The sequence below is a fragment of the Leuconostoc sp. DB-1 genome, from assembly GCF_013414845.1.
In the GTDB taxonomy this organism is placed as follows: domain Bacteria; phylum Bacillota; class Bacilli; order Lactobacillales; family Lactobacillaceae; genus Leuconostoc; species Leuconostoc mesenteroides.
This window is the reverse complement of sequence record NZ_JABFNJ010000001.1, coordinates 1055058-1072519: the sequence shown is the minus strand read 5'-3', so window position 1 is coordinate 1072519 and position 17462 is coordinate 1055058. Positions and strand designations below refer to the sequence as shown.

Annotated in this window: 23 protein-coding genes, 1 tRNA gene, 3 pseudogenes and 1 other annotated feature; of the genes and pseudogenes, 22 read left to right on the top strand and 5 right to left on the bottom strand. The window is 34.2% G+C overall.

What is annotated here, in order from left to right:
• Positions 1-253: 253 nt before the first annotated feature.
• On the top strand, positions 254-1942 hold the full coding sequence (locus HFP47_RS05240; RefSeq protein ID WP_179876173.1) for a hypothetical protein: 1689 nt from the start codon (positions 254-256) through the stop codon (positions 1940-1942).
• Positions 1943-1984: 42 nt separating this feature from the next.
• Positions 1985-2304 (top strand): annotated as a pseudogene (locus tag HFP47_RS05235) (multidrug efflux SMR transporter).
• A 114-nt stretch (positions 2305-2418) separates the two neighbouring features.
• Here HFP47_RS05235 and HFP47_RS05230 read toward each other — a convergent pair.
• The 4 genes and pseudogenes from HFP47_RS05230 to HFP47_RS05215 all read right to left on the bottom strand — a co-directional run bounded on the left by HFP47_RS05230 (position 2419) and on the right by HFP47_RS05215 (position 5548).
• On the bottom strand, positions 2419-3138 hold the full coding sequence (locus HFP47_RS05230; RefSeq protein WP_179876172.1) for a hypothetical protein: 720 nt from the start codon (positions 3136-3138) through the stop codon (positions 2419-2421).
• 195 nt (positions 3139-3333) lie between these two features.
• Positions 3334-4223 (bottom strand): annotated as a pseudogene (rarD, locus tag HFP47_RS05225) (EamA family transporter RarD).
• A gap of 94 nt (positions 4224-4317) precedes the next feature.
• Complete coding sequence (locus tag HFP47_RS05220; protein ID WP_011680039.1) at positions 4318-4851, bottom strand: GNAT family N-acetyltransferase; 534 nt, start codon at positions 4849-4851, stop codon at positions 4318-4320.
• Positions 4852-5029: 178 nt separating this feature from the next.
• Complete coding sequence (locus tag HFP47_RS05215) at positions 5030-5548, bottom strand: hypothetical protein (RefSeq protein ID WP_011680038.1); 519 nt, start codon at positions 5546-5548, stop codon at positions 5030-5032.
• Between the two features lie 100 nt (positions 5549-5648).
• On the opposite strand from HFP47_RS05215, the gene HFP47_RS05210 reads away from it, so the two are divergent.
• From HFP47_RS05210 to HFP47_RS05140, 16 genes and pseudogenes are all read left to right on the top strand, one after another.
• Positions 5649-5722: transfer RNA gene (locus HFP47_RS05210), tRNA-Arg, on the top strand.
• 459 nt (positions 5723-6181) lie between these two features.
• Positions 6182-6355 carry a hypothetical protein gene (locus HFP47_RS05205; RefSeq protein WP_179876171.1) on the top strand — a complete coding sequence of 58 codons (174 nt, stop codon included), beginning with the start codon at positions 6182-6184 and terminating at the stop codon, positions 6353-6355.
• Positions 6356-6385: 30 nt separating this feature from the next.
• Positions 6386-6592, top strand: a pseudogene (locus tag HFP47_RS10940) (DNA methyltransferase).
• Positions 6593-7080: 488 nt separating this feature from the next.
• The gene (locus HFP47_RS05190; protein ID WP_115231209.1) at positions 7081-8076 is read left to right on the top strand and encodes a Kiwa anti-phage protein KwaB-like domain-containing protein; all 996 of its coding nucleotides are present in this window, start codon (positions 7081-7083) and stop codon (positions 8074-8076) included.
• Positions 8077-8095: 19 nt separating this feature from the next.
• The gene (locus tag HFP47_RS05185; protein ID WP_179876170.1) at positions 8096-8701 is read left to right on the top strand and encodes a hypothetical protein; all 606 of its coding nucleotides are present in this window, start codon (positions 8096-8098) and stop codon (positions 8699-8701) included.
• A gap of 704 nt (positions 8702-9405) precedes the next feature.
• Positions 9406-9648, top strand: a complete 243-nt coding sequence (locus HFP47_RS05180; RefSeq protein ID WP_115231207.1) for a hypothetical protein — start codon at positions 9406-9408, stop codon at positions 9646-9648.
• Positions 9649-9683: 35 nt separating this feature from the next.
• Positions 9684-9962, top strand: coding sequence for a hypothetical protein (locus HFP47_RS05175; protein ID WP_179876169.1), 279 nt, complete (start codon positions 9684-9686; stop codon positions 9960-9962).
• A gap of 216 nt (positions 9963-10178) precedes the next feature.
• The gene (locus HFP47_RS05170; protein WP_179876168.1) at positions 10179-10439 is read left to right on the top strand and encodes a hypothetical protein; all 261 of its coding nucleotides are present in this window, start codon (positions 10179-10181) and stop codon (positions 10437-10439) included.
• A gap of 127 nt (positions 10440-10566) precedes the next feature.
• On the top strand, positions 10567-11199 hold the full coding sequence (locus tag HFP47_RS05165) for a hypothetical protein (RefSeq protein WP_179876167.1): 633 nt from the start codon (positions 10567-10569) through the stop codon (positions 11197-11199).
• A gap of 126 nt (positions 11200-11325) precedes the next feature.
• Positions 11326-11700, top strand: coding sequence for a hypothetical protein (locus tag HFP47_RS05160; RefSeq protein WP_179876166.1), 375 nt, complete (start codon positions 11326-11328; stop codon positions 11698-11700).
• 449 nt (positions 11701-12149) lie between these two features.
• Positions 12150-12836, top strand: coding sequence for a hypothetical protein (locus tag HFP47_RS05155; RefSeq protein ID WP_179876165.1), 687 nt, complete (start codon positions 12150-12152; stop codon positions 12834-12836).
• Between the two features lie 63 nt (positions 12837-12899).
• A complete protein-coding gene (locus HFP47_RS10935; protein WP_373562324.1) occupies positions 12900-13070 on the top strand; it encodes a hypothetical protein in 171 nt (56 codons plus the stop codon).
• Complete coding sequence (locus HFP47_RS10930) at positions 13067-13255, top strand: terminase small subunit (RefSeq protein ID WP_373562323.1); 189 nt, start codon at positions 13067-13069, stop codon at positions 13253-13255. Before HFP47_RS10935 ends, HFP47_RS10930 begins: the two co-directional genes overlap by 4 nt.
• 53 nt (positions 13256-13308) lie before the next feature.
• Positions 13309-13554, top strand: coding sequence for a hypothetical protein (locus tag HFP47_RS10925; protein WP_181878648.1), 246 nt, complete (start codon positions 13309-13311; stop codon positions 13552-13554).
• Positions 13547-13756: a hypothetical protein gene (locus HFP47_RS05145; protein ID WP_115231206.1), complete on the top strand. Its 210-nt coding sequence runs from the start codon at positions 13547-13549 to the stop codon at positions 13754-13756. Before HFP47_RS10925 ends, HFP47_RS05145 begins: the two co-directional genes overlap by 8 nt.
• Positions 13757-13762: 6 nt before the next feature.
• On the top strand, positions 13763-13945 hold the full coding sequence (locus tag HFP47_RS05140; protein ID WP_115231205.1) for a hypothetical protein: 183 nt from the start codon (positions 13763-13765) through the stop codon (positions 13943-13945).
• Positions 13946-14043: 98 nt separating this feature from the next.
• On the opposite strand, the gene HFP47_RS05135 is transcribed toward HFP47_RS05140, so the two are convergent.
• Positions 14044-14304: a SemiSWEET family transporter gene (locus HFP47_RS05135; RefSeq protein WP_050891633.1), complete on the bottom strand. Its 261-nt coding sequence runs from the start codon at positions 14302-14304 to the stop codon at positions 14044-14046.
• A gap of 535 nt (positions 14305-14839) precedes the next feature.
• Here HFP47_RS05135 and HFP47_RS05130 point away from each other — a divergent pair.
• The 4 genes from HFP47_RS05130 to HFP47_RS05115 all read left to right on the top strand — a co-directional run bounded on the left by HFP47_RS05130 (position 14840) and on the right by HFP47_RS05115 (position 17461).
• Positions 14840-15421: a TetR/AcrR family transcriptional regulator gene (locus HFP47_RS05130; RefSeq protein ID WP_002814844.1), complete on the top strand. Its 582-nt coding sequence runs from the start codon at positions 14840-14842 to the stop codon at positions 15419-15421.
• An 89-nt stretch (positions 15422-15510) separates the two neighbouring features.
• Positions 15511-15594 (top strand) — a sequence feature (ribosomal protein L21 leader region).
• Positions 15595-15605: 11 nt separating this feature from the next.
• Positions 15606-15905, top strand: a complete 300-nt coding sequence (rplU, locus tag HFP47_RS05125) for a 50S ribosomal protein L21 (RefSeq protein ID WP_002814842.1) — start codon at positions 15606-15608, stop codon at positions 15903-15905.
• Positions 15906-15932: 27 nt separating this feature from the next.
• Positions 15933-16250 carry a 50S ribosomal protein L27 gene (gene rpmA / locus HFP47_RS05120; protein ID WP_002814840.1) on the top strand — a complete coding sequence of 106 codons (318 nt, stop codon included), beginning with the start codon at positions 15933-15935 and terminating at the stop codon, positions 16248-16250.
• Positions 16251-16366: 116 nt separating this feature from the next.
• Positions 16367-17461, top strand: coding sequence for an aminopeptidase P family protein (locus tag HFP47_RS05115; RefSeq protein ID WP_179876164.1), 1095 nt, complete (start codon positions 16367-16369; stop codon positions 17459-17461).
• The last annotated feature ends 1 nt before the right edge of the window (position 17462 follow it).

Sequence of the window (17462 nt, the reverse complement as noted above, 5' to 3'; positions counted from 1 at the left end):
GGTATGTTATATAAAACATAGCCAGATTTAAAAAACATTAAATGCTTACAAAGTATTTGATAGAAAGCTGCTATTTCTGAAAATCGAACAGTGATAAGTAGCAAATTATGGTGAAAGTTCACTTCAGAAATTATTATAGAAACTTTTGCTTTAAAAACACTATTACTTCTGTTATGATACATAGGAGCGTGTTTCTTATTTTGGAGATGTTAATGAAGGTTATTTCGCTCTTTTTTGGGGAAAGTAGAATAGTATGATAAATAAAGTTAAGTATATAATTGGTAAGCATTTAAACATAAGTGTTTGCTTACTTTTTGCGTTATTCAGTTGTTTGATTATTTTACCTTATTTGCATGGGCCAGCCTATATCCATCAAGAGGGATGGGATGGGCGTTTCCATATGGCTCGTGTCGCAGAAAGTTATTTGAATTTAAGTCATGGTCATTTGGATCAAGCAATTCCCAGTGTGATGACTAAAACTTTTGGATCATTTGGATATCCACAAAATCTTTTTTATCCGTTGATAACTATGCTTCCAGAGGTGCTCTTGCACATAATCTTTGGCAATGCGTACGGTGGTTATTTGGCATTTATTGCTTTAATCTTTTTTTCAACATTTATGTCAATGTACATTTGTACATTAAAAATAACAAAAAGTCGTTTCATTGCTCTATTAAGTAGTGCGCTATATGGATTTAGTCATTTTGCGATTTCTATAACATTGTTTTACCGTAGCTTTGGTGGATCTTTTATTTTTATTTTTATGCCAATTGCTTTTTATGGAATGTATCAGATTGCATTAAAAGATCATAAAAAATGGTGGATAATGTCTTTAGGGGTTGCCGGACTCATTTTATGTGATCTACCTGATGCGGTAGTTGTTGTTTTGATGTTGGTCTTTTCATTCTCAATGACATTTACTGTTAAAGAAGCTAAGAATATCAAATTAACGCGTATAGTAAAGTTAATTTACGCAGGAATGCTTTCAGCGTTACTTTCAGCGTTTTTCTTAGCACCACTTCTACAAAATTTGTTGTTTGTTAAAAATATTTCTGTCAATAAACTATTGTTGTCAAATACTGTTTTACCTACATTGAGTGTATTTTTAACAGACAAGTTGGCTTCGTACAGCTTAGGTTTATCAGGCCTAATCGTTGTATTCTTTGTTATTAATGGCTGGAACAAGTTTCATCCCGCATTAAAATACTTATCAGTAGTTTTGCTGATCAATTTAATACTTGTAACTAATATCTTTCCTTGGCCAATTTTTGATAAATATTTAGGGTTCGTACAATTCGTTGGCAGATTTCTCTATACTGCGACTTTTATTTCAGCTTTTCTTGGGGCAATTGCCATTGCTAATATTGTTGAAAATAGAAAGAGTCGCTACTTGCTGGTAACGCTATTTTGTTCTATTGGATTGCTCTCAGTCACTAGTCTTAATTTTAGTATTAAGCGAAACCCAAACGGCAATGCTGTTAACATAGTTTCTTGGGATGATTTTCAAAATGCCACACTAAATAATTATATATATGATTATTTGCCACATAATGCATTCAAAATCAAAGATAAGTTAGAACAACATTCTATTCCGTTGATGAATCCAAAGAAAGAGATACAACAAACACGTTGGACAACAGGATACGACAGCATACATTATCGAATTAATTCAGTACAAAAGTATACTGATGTTGTCTTGCCAAATATCTTTTATCCTGGGTTCACAGTATACGTGAATGGGGAAAAAATGCCTGAAAAATATAATAAAAACAATGCCATCGTTGTTCCTATAGAAAAAGGTATTAGTAAAATTGATGTGAAATATGTAAAGACGCCGGTTCAAATAATTTCATTTTGGATAAGTGTCATTGCATTGTTGACTTTAATTGTATTAAAAAATAAAAAATTGACTAAGCTGTTACCATTGTTTAAAAAACATTGAACTAATTAGATTATTTAACTGCTTTAATTTTGGAGGATAACTATGTCTTGGATCTTTTTGTTGTTTGCGGGTATTTCGGAAATATTATGGTCAACTGCTATGAAGTTAAGTGATGGTTTTTCTAAAGTAGGTTGGGCTGTTATTACTGTAGTAGGTCTAATTACTAGCATGCTTTGTCTTCTGCAAGCTGTTAAACACTTATCATTTAGTCTCGCTTACCCAATATGGACAGGTATTGGCGCTGTTGGTTCAGTCCTTGTGGGGTTATCCTTTTTCACGATAAATTCTCAACTGCTACGTGGTTTTTTGTTGCATTATTGATTGTTGCAATTATTGGAATAAAGATGACAGCCGGAGAGTGACAAGTGGTTCCCAACTGCGTTGATGGTTCAATAAAACATAATTATAAAGCCCTTATCAGTTAAGAAAGGGCTTTATAATTTTTATTTTGTGAATTAACAAATAACTTCGTACAATCATTGGACTTGCCAATGATAGCCAACAGGTAAAGCTTCTCCAGGTGCTATTCTAGTAGAATGACCTTTCCTAGTTTCCCAGGTAAAGCCATCTCGTATAGCCCATTTATATCGATCAGTAGAATTGATATTATTACTATCAGCTGTCTGGGTGGTTACAGTTGAAGTATCAGTATTTGCCTGTTGTGTTGCTTCAGAACTAGCTTGCGCTTGAGAAGCAGCAATACGAGATGATTGAACAATAGATTCGCTGTTAGAAGCTGAACTAGCGGAGATTGACGAGGATAAAGCGGCAGATTCTGAACTAGATTTTTCAGCATCAGATCTAGCTTTGGCTTGAGATGATGAAGCTGCTTCTATACTAGCAACCTCAGCACGGGAGCTCGTTTCTGCGGCTATTGAAATTGATTTGGATTGACTGGCTTCGCTGTTTTCAGATGTAGAGGAGCTACTTATTTCCGAGCTAGTTTGATTGCTATTGCTACTGCTATGATTTGGTGATGCCTCAATCAATAGAAATAGGGCAATGAAGATTAGGCCATAAGTACCTTTTATTTTATACCAAGGAGCATGGCTACGCTTCTTTTTAATGTCATTGATGGACCAAAGGCCAAGCCACCAAAGTAAAAAAAGCGGCCAAATAAATAAAAGAATAATCCAAAAAATTGGTTTTCGTTTCCAACTGTTTAACTTATTGTTGAAGTTTGCATAATCTAACATTTTCAAATTCTCCCAAATTCTCTTCAACTTTTTAACGTGGACGCCTAGCACGTGAAGGCAGAAAACACTAGCACCTCTAATTAAAAGAAGCTCTTTTTTGCATTATAGCAAACATTTTTAGAAAATATGTAAAAAATGTTATCAAAAAGCATCTTTGCGATTCGTTTGGAACACTTTCGCAAAGATGCTTTTTTATTATGAAACTGTTTTTTTCAATTTATGATAGCTATTCAAACTGCCAATAATAAATACGAGTATGCCAGTCCAAATAAAAGCAAACACAATGACCTTATGCCAGTTAAAGGCTTCATGCAAAACAAAATGGCCATAAGCAATTGAATAGTTGGATTAAGATATTGAATAAAACTCAACGTGATAAAGTCAGTATTTTTATTGGCAACAGCGAATAAAAGTAAGGGGATAACCGTTAAGATACCACTCATAATCAATAGAATCGTAATCTTAGGCCCATTTTGTATCATCACATGTGGAGATAAGAACAGATAAACTAAAGCAATAGGTGCAACGAAGAGGGTTTCCAGTGTTAATGAAATTGTAGCTGGTAAGGGTACTTGTTTTTTGATCAAGCCATAGAAACAAAATGTAGCCGCCATTAGTAGTGTATTTAAAGGTAGTGATCCAGTTTGAATAGTTAGGATGACAACGCCAATAATAACAAGTATTAAGGCGACTATTTTGGACCTTGATAGTTTTTCATGTAAGAAAATAACTGCGACAACTACATTCATTAGTGGCATTATATAGTAAGAGAGGCTCGCTTCAGTGGCTTGCTCATGAGTAACCATATCGATATATAAAAACCAGTTAATTGAGATTAGGAAGGCACTTAATATAATCAAACCCATTTTGTGATTTTGGATTAATTCAATAATGACGTGCCAGACTTCTTTCCAACTTTTTTGAAAGGTTAACACCACACTAATGGTTACAAGCGACCAAACAATTCGATAGGCTAAAGTATCCATTGCTGGGACAACACTTAATAGTTCCCAGAACACACCAAGCATGCCCCACAGAAGGTATGCAGAGAGGCCTGAAATAATTCCTAGACGTTTATTTTCCATAGCTATACTCCCGAATTAAATATAACTATTATAATACCACTTGTTGCAAACGATTTATCACGTTTATGTTAAGTATTTGAATTAGTACGGATAATTATAATGAGCTAAAAGGCACAAACTCTTTCGGTTGATCAGAAGGACAGAGTGTTTTTTGCATCCAAAAGTTATCTAGCCATTTTCCAGATTTAAAACCTATTTTTTTAAACAAGCCAACATTCTCATAGCCCATTCGTTCATGGAACTTCTTACTTGTTTCATTCTCTTCAGTAATGCAAGCGATAATATGAACAACATTTTGCTTTTTTAATATATTTTCAATTTCGGAATAGAGCATTTTACCTATTCCGCGACTGCGAGCTTCTTGTGAGACGTATACGCTAATTTCAACGGTCCATTTGTACGCGCCACGACTATTAAACTCATGAGCGTAAGCATAGCCTAAAATCGTGTTATCTTCTTCTATGACGATATAAGGGTATTTCTCAAGCGTATTGGCGATTCGGTCTTCAAAATCCTGGATAGTAGGAACATTGTACTCGAAAGTAGAGGTTGTTCTTTCGACGTAAGGTTTGTAGATATTCAATAATGTTGGTGCGTCTGCTAACTTCACCGTGCGAACATTCATCATATTATTACTCCTAGTTTTGGGATAAAAAAATAATAGGTAACCATTTTAACATGAGATTGCAGGATAATAAATAGTTAAATGTAGTCAATTTGTTCAAGGGAATAGGAGTTATTTTGAGATAAGGTTCGTTTATTGTGAAAAGAGCAAAAATAAAAAAGCGATTGGTTAGAATCGCTTTTTATTCTTCATGCTTGGCACCAATTTGGTATATGGCTTCTTCGATATTTAAGTCTTTTTTCATTTGAGTAACAATATTTGCGCGCTGAGCAGAGCTTTTATTGATTGCGTTGACAGACATGGTAATGATTGAATCGAATCCGGTATGGAACCGTGAAGCAACACTAGCGTCAATGTTGTATTTACCAGTTTGTGCGGCTTTAACGATCGTGACAATGCCATTTTGCCCATATAAGGCATCGCGAAGCGTCTGTGCGTCAGAACTACTTAGATCTTTACTGTTTTCGTTAGCAATAATTTTAGCATCTTTTTCAATTGCCGCCATTGTGCTGTCTTTTTTGTAATTAAATTTACTTAAATCATCAATCAATCTTTTTATATTGGTACGCGATTCTTGTAAATGGGTATAATCAGCTTTTGGCATAGAAACATCTGCGTACTTTGGCTGTTGATTAAAAGTTATAAAGGCGATGAGCAACGCTGCAATCACGACACCCAAGGCAATAAATGCTTTTCTCATGTGGTATTCTCCCAATGTTATCTACTGTTAGTATAAATCAATTTAAGATTAAAAAAAATACTTTCATGAAACGTAATAAAATGTTATTATATTATAGTACGCGCTGGTAGCTCAGCTGGATAGAGCAGCCGGTTTCTACCCGGCAGGTCGAGGGTTCGAATCCCCCTCAGCGCATTTACACCGTTTTATCACGAATGTTGATAGGACGGTTTTTGTTTGCTTAAGTGTTGCTATGTAGGTGTTTGTGACTGAACTTAAATTTCTTCTTAAACTTTTACAAATCGTATTTTCGATTTTTGTGCTTTTTGTCTAATGAAACACCACGCAGTGGTTACATCTCTAAACACGTTTTTCCGCTTAAGAGATATCCCCAATAGATAGTCTTCACTTGAAAGTATAGATTATTCCCAGCAATTTTTTTGATAAAAGCATTTAAGAAATTGAAGAAGTGCTCACAATTAAGAATAAGTGATTTACAAAGAACTATTTAAATGTTGTAGGGTTCATTTAAAGAGTTTTTTTGTTATACATTCGAGACCCGCTTTACGTTCATCTTTGAGTATAATATTGAAATAGTCAAAAAAGTGCTTGCTGTAGTGATCTTTAAATTCTCACAAGATGTCATTGCGGGTTGTGGAAGAGATACTGATTTTTTATAAAAAGTTACCAACTTACAATCCGCAGATGCGTAAAGGATTCAAGCCTTACTTTAATCCTAAAAAGGCTAGCTTATCGCGCAATTATAAGGCACATGATGGTGCAGAATCAAAAAGCAACGGTGAGCGCTTTTCAATTGATATCTTATAATATGCACAACCTAGTGTAAATGGCAAAGACGTGCATACAACGAAGAAACCTGTAGATTTACTTGAGTACTTAATAAAGACGTACACAGTGTCTGGGGATGTTGTTTTAGACAATACAATGTGATCTGGTAGTGCAGGAGTTGCTGCTATTAAGTTAAATCGTGATTTCATCGGAATAGAGTTAGATAAGCATTATTATGAAATAGCAAAAAAAGAATTGCTAATTCTTGGTGCTTGAATCGTAAAACCAGTTAATAAAAAAATGAAGTTATGATTATTAATCAGGGTTATCGCACCAACCAAAAGCGACGTTACACACGCTTCGGAAAAGCCACTGTGTATGTAAAAATACGATAGGTTGGAATATCTATCACTAAGTGCTAGAAAGTAGTTACATCACTGAAAACGCTAATCGTACCGGATGTTGTTAGTAAGGGCGTGCAGGTGCAATGCCTGTCTAGCATATTGCGTCACCTACTCTGTGACGAATCAATAAGCCGTTTCACTGGAGGCAGGAGAGCAAAATACATGTAGGTTTGAATGTAGTTCAGTTGCTATAGCTGACTGTCGTAAAGGACGTTAAATATATGCAGGTTCAAGTCCTGCCATTTACATTGATATGAGTCCGTACAGTTTTTGATTTTTGCATACTATTCTTAATAAAAGTGTTGACTTATGTATATAGGTAGGTGTTGAATATAGATATAAAATAGAAAAGAGAATATTATGACAACTGTAGAAGATTTATTTAATAAAGCATCGGCAATTTCTGGTGAAAACAGTCACGGAAATGTCACGCTATATTTAATGCGTTACAGGCAAAACAAAGTTAAAGAGGGCGAGATTAAAAAAGTAGAGAAATTTCCTTCTTTTTATGACGCGAAGTTGGGAGATGATTTGCAGGAAGAATTTGTTAAACTATTTCTTAATTCCAAAGCATACTACTCTGATTCAACATATGATTATAGTGTTAATGGGGCACAAGAAGATGGTGTGGCTGTTGTACATGAAAACGACTTTGAAAACGTTAAGAAATTTATAAACGATTTAAAACACGGTAACAATGTGTTGCATGATATGTCTAAACTTAACTTGACAACAGTCAAGGCATATATTGTTAAATTATCATTTGGTAATGATGATGATTTGTATTTCTTTGGTAGCATTAAAAATTATTCACGGCTACAAAAGAAAGGTTTTGTGTTACATAAAGAAACGAATAAAAGTAAACTAAAAAAATTTGATATGAATGACACCATAGGTTTTGATTTTTATGTAAATATGTTTTGGTATGATAATAACCTGTATATAGCAAACGCGAATAAGTTTGAATCTGTATTTCAAATGTCTCGCTACTATAAGGAAAAAGCATACGAAGTGTTGAACACAATTGTGAAATCTGATCGCGTTTTAGATGACGATATTACTGCTATTAATAATAAATGTCAAGATGATTCTAGAATAGCTAAAAAAGTCATGAAACTTAAGTTTAGAGAAGAAAGAATTAAGAGTATTTACGAGAACTTAGATCAAGACATTTTTTATGAAATTACAAATGATATTGGCTTAAAAGATAAATATGAATTAGTCAAGTATGATAATAATCAACTGACAATGATAGATAATTCTGACTTAAAAAATATTCATGAGTATTTAAACTTTATTGCAGATACTGCTAAAAGGGGTATTGCTTCAAAGCAAACGAGTAGTGAAAATTTTTAATTGAAAAAGAGGTTACCTGATGAGTAATTGGATGAAATGGTCGATGTATGTAATGTCGTATTTACCATTGTATATACTAATTCTTTTACAAAATATGACTGATTTTAGTGATATGATAAAAAAAATAATTTGGTGTAAGTATTCATTTAATGATAATCTGCTCGAATTTTGTGTATTTATCTTTATTCTCATTTTGGTATTTTGGGCACTGTTAACATGGAAACATATATATTCGAATAAGGTTTCTAGAAATACCAAAATTGGTACTTATGAAGATGCGGGGGAGGGGACCTTAAATTATCTCGCTACGTTTATTGTTCCACTTATTTCTTTGAAAATAAATGACGGCAATACAATGATTGCAAATCTTTTTTTATTCATACTACTTGGGCAACTTTATACTATGGGGGATTTGTTATATTTGAATCCAGTTTTCACGATATTTGGTTTTCATATCCTTAGAGATAAGGACACTAAAAAAGTCATGCTCAGCAGATATTCAATAAGTCAGCTACATGAGGCGGGGCAAAGTAATTTAAATTATATTAATGTTTCTATTTTGGGAGCTTCCGAAATTAATATAATTAAAAAAATAGTGAATAACGAATATATAGAAGATGAATAAATATCGTAGTAACGCAAAAAAACAGACAACAATAACATTTGTCTGTTTTTTTGCACATATACGCACCCTTAACGGGTGCTTTTTTATTGGAGTTAAACATGAATGAAGCAGAGAAATAACTACGCAAGAGACGTAGACATATCAAATAGGCGACTGATGTTAATCGCAAGCATGCTGACATGATGAAAACAGAGAGCATTGCACGGCACGAACGCTCATGTATTCAGGTGAGGTCAGAAGTGATGGAGAACAGGCAGATTGACTACAAGAGCCATATTAAGTAGTTAATAGAGTGATAATAAAATCTTAAATAACATCTAAGCTATTTGATGGTATGATTATTGCTATTGGAGGTTGGGGATGTGAAGGAAACGTACAGAGTAGCACTTTATAATGGAGTATCAGTTGGTGCTATATATTTGTTTTTGAGTTTGTTTCAAATGAACAGGACATGGTTCCTAATTATTTATGGAGTTTCTATACTGGTGGCAAGCACAATACTTAGCAAAATTATAAATTAGGTCATTAAGCGCATAAGCGCTTTTTATTTTTCAATTAAATATTGCATAAGAAGATTACCATGCGAGATACGTATAATGTGATGTATCAACAATTTTAGGAGCATGAACATGGCATGGTATTAGCAAAAGACATTAGCTTTGAAGAGATTAGCATGGAGCAGATGTAGAAATGTTAGTTAAAATATGGTGCCGACCAACAATATGATTGCTCATTTGAAAGATGAACAGTTTGAAATGCGTAATGAGATAAAGAGACGTGATGAAACTATCAGCAAGCTTAAAGACGATATTCAACTTCTCGAAAAAGAGAAGAGATGGAATATGTTATGGCGTAATAGATTAGATGACAATATCGATAAGACGCAAATAATTTTGGCTATTTTATTTTTGATTAACATTTTACTTACTTATTTCATGAGTAGATGAGTTTGGTTGCCGAGTGGCACGCATAGGAGAACAACATGTTTGAGAAACTTGTCACTGTAATGAAATTTACATTGTTAATAACATTGTTTACAATTAGTACAGTAATTATATTTGTAACCATTAAAAAACCTTTTTGTGGTATTTTATTAACTGGGATAATTAGTTTACTTATAGTGTTTGTTTCCATGATATTTGAGGAGAAAATGACATTGGATGAACAAGATGTGAAGAAAAAACGTCAAAAATTTTGGGAAAAGTCATGGTTTTCGATTACAATCAGTACGGTTGTTTCACCAGCTATTGCAGGTATTTGATCCTGGTACAGCTATAGCGAACTATCAATTTCACGTGCTTCTCTAAATGATGAACGAAAAGCTAGATCATCAGATGTTTCTTCTATAAAAGAAAGTAATGATAGAAGTCAGGCTAATCAATTTGCTTCATGGGTAAGTCAAAGTAATCAAAATATTCAGTTCACTCAAACAGACAGTGAGAATGGCGATTATATTACGCATAAAAATGATAGTGGCTTGCCAATATATGATACCTATTTTTTCTTGATTGATGGTAAAAATGGTAAGCTATCAGAACTAAAAAATGTTGAACCAAAAGATATCTATTACATGAAAATAGTTGCGCCAGGAGAAAATAATTTTAAGATGATTGTTAATCCAGCAGAAAAACGCAACGATGTGTCTTACGTTTTTAAAGATGTTTCCGGACATTACTTTTTTAGATCATATAATGGAACATTACAAACGTCTGAGGACATGAAAAGATATATGGTATAAAAAGCTATAGTGATTTATTGACAAATTACTTAAAACTATCAAACAGAGTATACGATGGTTACACAAAATAATTTCTAATCCAATCCACGTCTCTAGTAGTATAATCATTTTAATGGAGGTTGGAGATGTGAATAAAAAAATGTTTTGGTTCTTGATTATTTTAGGAGTGATTATTTTTGTTGGCGGTCCGTTATTCGTTCAATATAATCATTGGCCTCAGGGTTCAAACGGGAACGGAGATTGGTTAAGTTTCTGGGGAAGTTATTTAGGGATTATTCCATCTGGGTTAATTGCTTTTTTCGTCAGTAAAAATGAAACGAGTAAACAATATAAAAATGAATTGAAGAAGAAAATTGACTTTGAGGATCTGCAAAGAGTCATTTCTATCAATCAAAATTTGATTCAATTGACGAACAGATTCACGGAAATAAATAAAAATATAAAGTTAATTCAAGTTAACGGACTTCATCCGTTAATACAGCCAATGTATGACACTCAAGGAAATTATACTAATTTAGTCCAAAAACATATAATTCAACAAATAATACAAAGAATCAAACAAAATATTCCATTAATAAATAACCACGACAAAGTTCAAGAGTATATTGATAAAATAGAAGATAACTTTCAACAAATGGAATCCACCATTAATACAAGAAATGAAGACATATTTCGGGAACAATTTGAATTTATGCAAGATAATGTTAAGTACCTAAAAAAATATATTGACAATATAATAAAAGAAATAAAAAAAGCTTGACCGCTTTTTAATGAGAAAAATTCATTCAATAAATATGATAAATAATGCGCATAAGCACTTTTTATTTTGTAGTGAATACTTTAAAGTTGTATTATAATCAGTTTAAATAAATAAGGAGAAATTATTATGCAAAATGCAATCAAGCCATTTGAGTTCGAAACATATTCATATAATCCGGAAGAGCTGAATGCGAGATGCAATTGGTATTTAGAAAAGGTGACACAAACATATGAACTTTTAGAAAACAATCCAAAGTCTGCAATAGAATTCTTCAGATCTTATAATATTTTGCTAAGGCAAGAATATCACCACTATAAGTTAAAAAAAGTGAGTGACGTGATGATTAATAATCGACAAAATTCTGATGTAAAAAAAGAATTTGACTATGTAGGATGGGTAACTGATGTTTACGCAAAACAGATTGGTCAAACGACTCTGAAAAATATAACTAGTGTCTTATATGATTATGATGACTACGCAGTTCATTATGGATTTAAATGAGGAAGATGGAGTTTGGAGTGAGAGCGCCATCAAGCAAGAAGTTTCTCAGTGCTAGGACAACTGGACATGTTAAGCGAGCAGTTAAGAATAGCGTTTATCATAAGACAACCAAAAATGTTTGGAGTTTGTTCAAGTGATGTAAGCTCAGCTCATCAAATAGAGTTGGGCTTTTTGTATACATAAATTTAAGGGGAAAATCAAATGTGAATAATAGATTATGAATATAAATCATCTGGATTATCAGGTGCTCCAACGGAAACTGAAAGAGAAATATATAATACTAAAGAAGTGTTTAGAAAAGCGTTGGGTGAACTGCTTATTAATGAAAATAACCGTGATGTTTTCCGTCTTCGGTATCATTACGAAACAGAAGAAGTGGTTATCGGTGAAATGTAATTTTTAATCCAACCCTCATCTCTATGGTATAATCGCTCTATTGGAGGTTGGGGATGAAGAGTAAAATTATATTTTCCATTGCAGTAGTTATTGGTTTAATTGTTTTTGTAGGCAGTCCGCTATTCGTTCAATATAATCACTGGCCTCAGGGATCGACTGGGAATGGAGATTGGCTAAGTTTTTGGGGTAGTTATTTAGGGATTATTCCATCAGGAGTAATTGCCTATTCAGTTGCAAGGTATCAAATTGAAAACGAAAAAAAGAGTCAAAAAGAGCAGTTTAATCATACTAAGCATATTGAAAATCTTACTGCCATCAGTAAAAAACTAAGAGCACTAGACTCTGTTTTTGAATACGGAGTTACTCATCAGTACTTATTTAAGAATGGATCCGAAGCAGGAAAATATTTTGACGAATCGGATGGCGAAAGCCTAGATAAGATGATGGACAACTTAACGCGCTATATGTACGAGGCTAAAATTTCCCAGAAACTTGTTGTGTTACTTTTGGACATTGATATGATGCCAAAAGTAAGAGAGATCGAAGTCTATAAAAATATAAATGAATTAAATGACAAAATGAATAATTTATCAAACTGGTTCAGTTATATCAATAGCGGAGGTGTTCCGTCTGGTAAAGGGAAAAGTGCATATATTAAGTTGATAGAAAAATACAAAAACTGCAATGATACATATCATCGTGCATTAAAACAAATAGCTGATGAAATTTATTCTAACTAAAATTAAGCGCATACGCGCTTTTTATTTTGTACTCAAACATTGAAAGGAGGTGACTTAAATGACATGAAAAAGTATGAAGAAGCCGAGCAAGATTATAAATTTGGATTAAGCTTAGCTGATATTGCAGAAAAATATGATGTTTCCGTTGGGACCGTGCGCTCATGGAAATCTCGACATTGGACTAGTAACGTTGCAACAAAAACGCAACGCGTTACAAAAAAAACGTTGCAGTGAAAAAGCCGACTGAAAAGGCTATTGAAGAGCTAAGTGACAGCGAGATAACGGATAAGCAAAAAGCCTTTGTATTGGAGTATCTTCGTATTTCTAATGCCACCCAAGCGTACATAAATGTCTATGATGTTGATAGAGAAACAGATTTAGCAAATGGACCAAGGTTGCTAGGATTCAAAACGAAATAAAGCGTCTGCACAAAGCAAAATTACAGGAGCTTGGTGTAGACGTTTTTGATTTGATGGAAGATGTTGTTAAAGAAGCACGTGCTGATTTAGGTGATGTAATTGACTTTGGAAGTTATGAAGAGTTGGCCAGTGATGGTAATGGTGGTGTGCTATTGGATACGGAAGATAATCCAATTACTTATCGTAGATCATGGGTTAAGCTGAAAGCGGAGACTGACGTCTTGGTTGAAAAGTCAAAAAATACCAAGAGTGCTGACAAGTCGTTATCAGATATGTTTAATAATATGTTTGATGAGTAAAAAATTTGCTGATTTAAAATACACAATTAAACAAAAGCAAGTTATTAAGCAATTGAGTGCTGGAAGTTGGTCCATTATGATGAACTCAGGAGCAGTAGGTTCTGGCAAGATAAAAATCGATAATAATACGTTTTTGAAAGAACTTAGGCGAGATTATTCCATGCTGAATATTAAATTTGATATGTGCGGAGTCTTTAAATGATTTGGTGTGCGTGTTGTACAAGCTTGTACAGGTTCGATTGTTATCATGGCGTCAATTCGTGGTATGAATGCCTGGAAAGCTTACATTAACGAAGAAAGTTTAGCTGTAGAGAGTGTTTTTAACGAAATACGTTCCCGACTACGTGGTTCTAATGGCGAACATTTAATAAAAAACGCACAAATGAAATGACACAAAATCAGGGGAACATTATAAAAAATGTTTCCCTGATTTTAATGAACACAACCTTTAAAAATGTTTATAAAATCACAATATAGGGTGTCCAGAAGTTAAATGGCAGTCACGAAAGCGATTAGACCAAATATTATGCCTGGAAAATTAGCTAAGGCGACAGGTATGTCGCGATGATTCTTTTTTAGTGCGTAGATAACCCACAAGGTACAATTGATAGCCGCCACCAGTGGTTGTAAGGGGTTCGCCTTAGAGCCAGCTAGATTATCTGCTATTTGAGGGATATACGAAACATACATTAACACAGCCATGACGGTCGCAATCCAGCTTAGGTACTTTATAAAATTTGTTTCTTTCACGATATTCTTCTCCCTTTTTATTGTACGCTTTAATAATACAACGAAGTGAAGAAAATCACAACTTTTATCATATTGATGAAAAGTGGTCGCAATTTTTACCTTAAAAGTTGTAATTTTAGAATATTTTTCATATTAATTTGTACCTTTTTTAGAAATAGTGCTATTATAAACATACGGTGATCTTTTCTATATTCTATTTTATTTCATAAGATCCTTATTCATTTCATTATTGGGGATCACCATACATAGACGGGGATGGGGACAATCATGTCTGTTAAATACAATAGTTTAATATAATAAACTATGTAACGAGTACCTGATTAGGGTACTTTTTTATTGGAAAAGATTAGTGAATATGCTGTCGCTGCCCGTGACATGAAAAGTAATATTTCATTTAATTTCAATATGTTATGATTTACTAAGAGTGAATAATTAGAATATCTGATTGGTTAATAATTACTAACTGAAATTGATGATTGAAGAATATAGCAAATAAAGTGGGAATAACCATAATATTTTAGTCAGGAGTAAATTTATGTCAAATAAAACTGATGCACGTGTTGTACGTACTAAACACATTATTCAAGCTGAAACAATTTTATTACTATCAACTCAGCCAGATTTTTCTATCACAACCCTATTGGCTCGTGCGAATATCACGCGCGGCACATTCTACAAATATTATCGTAACAAAGAACATCTTATATCTGAGATTAATGATTCCTTGATTAATGACCTACTGGAACATACGCAACAAACTTTTAAAATAACCGACATGATCAATACGGTTAGTAAACAAGCGGCTTTTTATAATGCTGTTTTGAACCATGATATTGACAAACCATTTAGTGATGCACTATATAGTAGGCTGCGTACCCAAATGGCAACCCGTACCAGTGAGTTAAACGACGAAGAACGACGGGCGCAACAATATCAATGGGAAGTTATCAATGCTGGCTTTTGGGCCATCATGGCTAAGTGGTTAGCGGATAATATGAACATTTCGCAATCTGACTTGTTTAAAGAATTTACAGAGCTATGGCGAATCAATACCAACACGGTTGCCAGCAACGGATTGAACCTATTCGACTTTAGCAATGGTAATGAACTGATATGATGGTCATCTGAGTCATTCTGGATTATTTGAAGCTCTTTTGAAAATCATTGACTCGATGATCTATTTTTGTTATAATTAAACGGTTGTTAGCATAGCTACAACCACTCAGAACAGGTCAAAGCATGCTCGGGACAAGGGTCCGACCGCCTGTGATGGTGAGTCTAAGTATAAGGAGAAACCAATAATGGCATACGCAATTATTGTAACTGGCGGCAAACAATATAAAGTCGCTGAAGGCGACACAATCTTCGTCGAAAAGTTAGATGCAGAAGCAGGTGAAAAGGTTACTTTTGACCAAGTTGTATTAACTGATTCAAAGATTGGTACACCTTTTGTTGAAGGTGCAAAGGTCGAAGGTACTGTGGAAAAGCAAGGTAAGCAAAAGAAAGTTATTACTTTCAAGTACCGTGCCAAGAAGCATTCACATACTAAGCAAGGCCACCGCCAACCATATACACGCGTGAAGATTGATTCAATCGCGTAATCATTACTTGTAAAGGAGAATAGACTTATGTTGATGAATCAAGAAAACTTGCAGATGTTCGCGCACCACAAAGGTGGCGGATCTTCAGCCAACGGTCGTGACTCAGCTGGTCGTCGTCTAGGAACTAAGGTTGCTGACGGACAAGACTTAACTGCTGGTTCAATCATTTACCGCCAACGTGGTACGCATATTTATCCAGGCGTAAACGTTAAAAAGGGTGGCGATGACACATTGTTTGCTTTGACAGACGGTGTTGTTAAGTTTGAACGTAAAGGTCGCGAAAAGCGTCAAGTATCTGTTTACACACGTGAACAATACAATGAAATTGTTGCTGCTGCAAAGTAAGTAATAATTATTGAAAAGGCTAACGTATTATGCAGATAATATGTTAGTCTTTTTACTTACAAATGATTAACGTTGCAGATGTTATAATTAAATCAGTTATAGGAAAGAGGATTTTTATGTCAAAGTACTATGAGGCGCGTATTGCTAAATTGCAGAAGCTACTGGCCAAGCTTAACTTGGACGGTATGATTGTTTATCAAGGTTTTAATACAAAATATTTAACTGGATTTGAAGGTGGCACAGGTGATGGTATTGTAGTTGTTGGCAAGAAGAATGCTCGCTTAATTACAGATGCTCGTTACGAGGAAGACTACAAAAATAGATTACCTGAGGGTGTTGATTTTAAAGTCACACGTGATTATTACGGTGTTGCCGTAGAAACAGCGCAAGAATTTGGTATCAAGAAGTTGGCTTTCGAAGCAAGCTTACCTTATGACATTTATGATTACTTGGATGAATTATTGCCAGCAGATATTGATTTTGATGCATTGCCAAAAGCTATTGAAGTGTTACGCGAAGTCAAAGACGCGCAAGAATTAGAAGCTTTACGTAAGGCGGCTAACGCTTCAGTGAAAGCATTTAAGGACTTGCTACCCTTTATAAAACCGGGTAAGACAGAGCGTGAAGTTGCTAATGAATTGGACAGACTACAAAAAATATATGGTGCACAAAAAGAATCATTTGATACAATTGTTGCCTCTGGATATCGATCAGCATTACCACACGGTGAAGCAACTGACAAAGTGATTGAAAATGGTGAGTTAGTGACCATCGATTTTGGGTATTATGTTGATGGCTATACTTCGGATGTAACACGAACAATTGCTGTGGGCAATGTTAGTGATGAACTGAAGACTATTTATGAAATTGTTAAACAGGCTAATCAAAATGCTATTGATGTTGTTAAACCAGGAATATCGGGTAGCGAAATTGATAAAGTGGCACGTGATTATATTACAGAACATGGCTATGGTCAGCAATTTAATCATGGTGGTGGTCATGGCGTTGGTCTGGACATTCATGAAGGTCCAGCAATTAGCCCACGTTCTAGTGATGAAATGCAAGTTGGGCATTTGCTAACAATTGAACCAGGAATTTATCTAGCTAATCAGGGTGGCGTCCGTATTGAGGATGACGTTATTGTTACGACAGATGGTTTTGAAAATTTGACAGCGGCGTTGCCTAAAGATTTAATAGTTATTGAGGAATAGA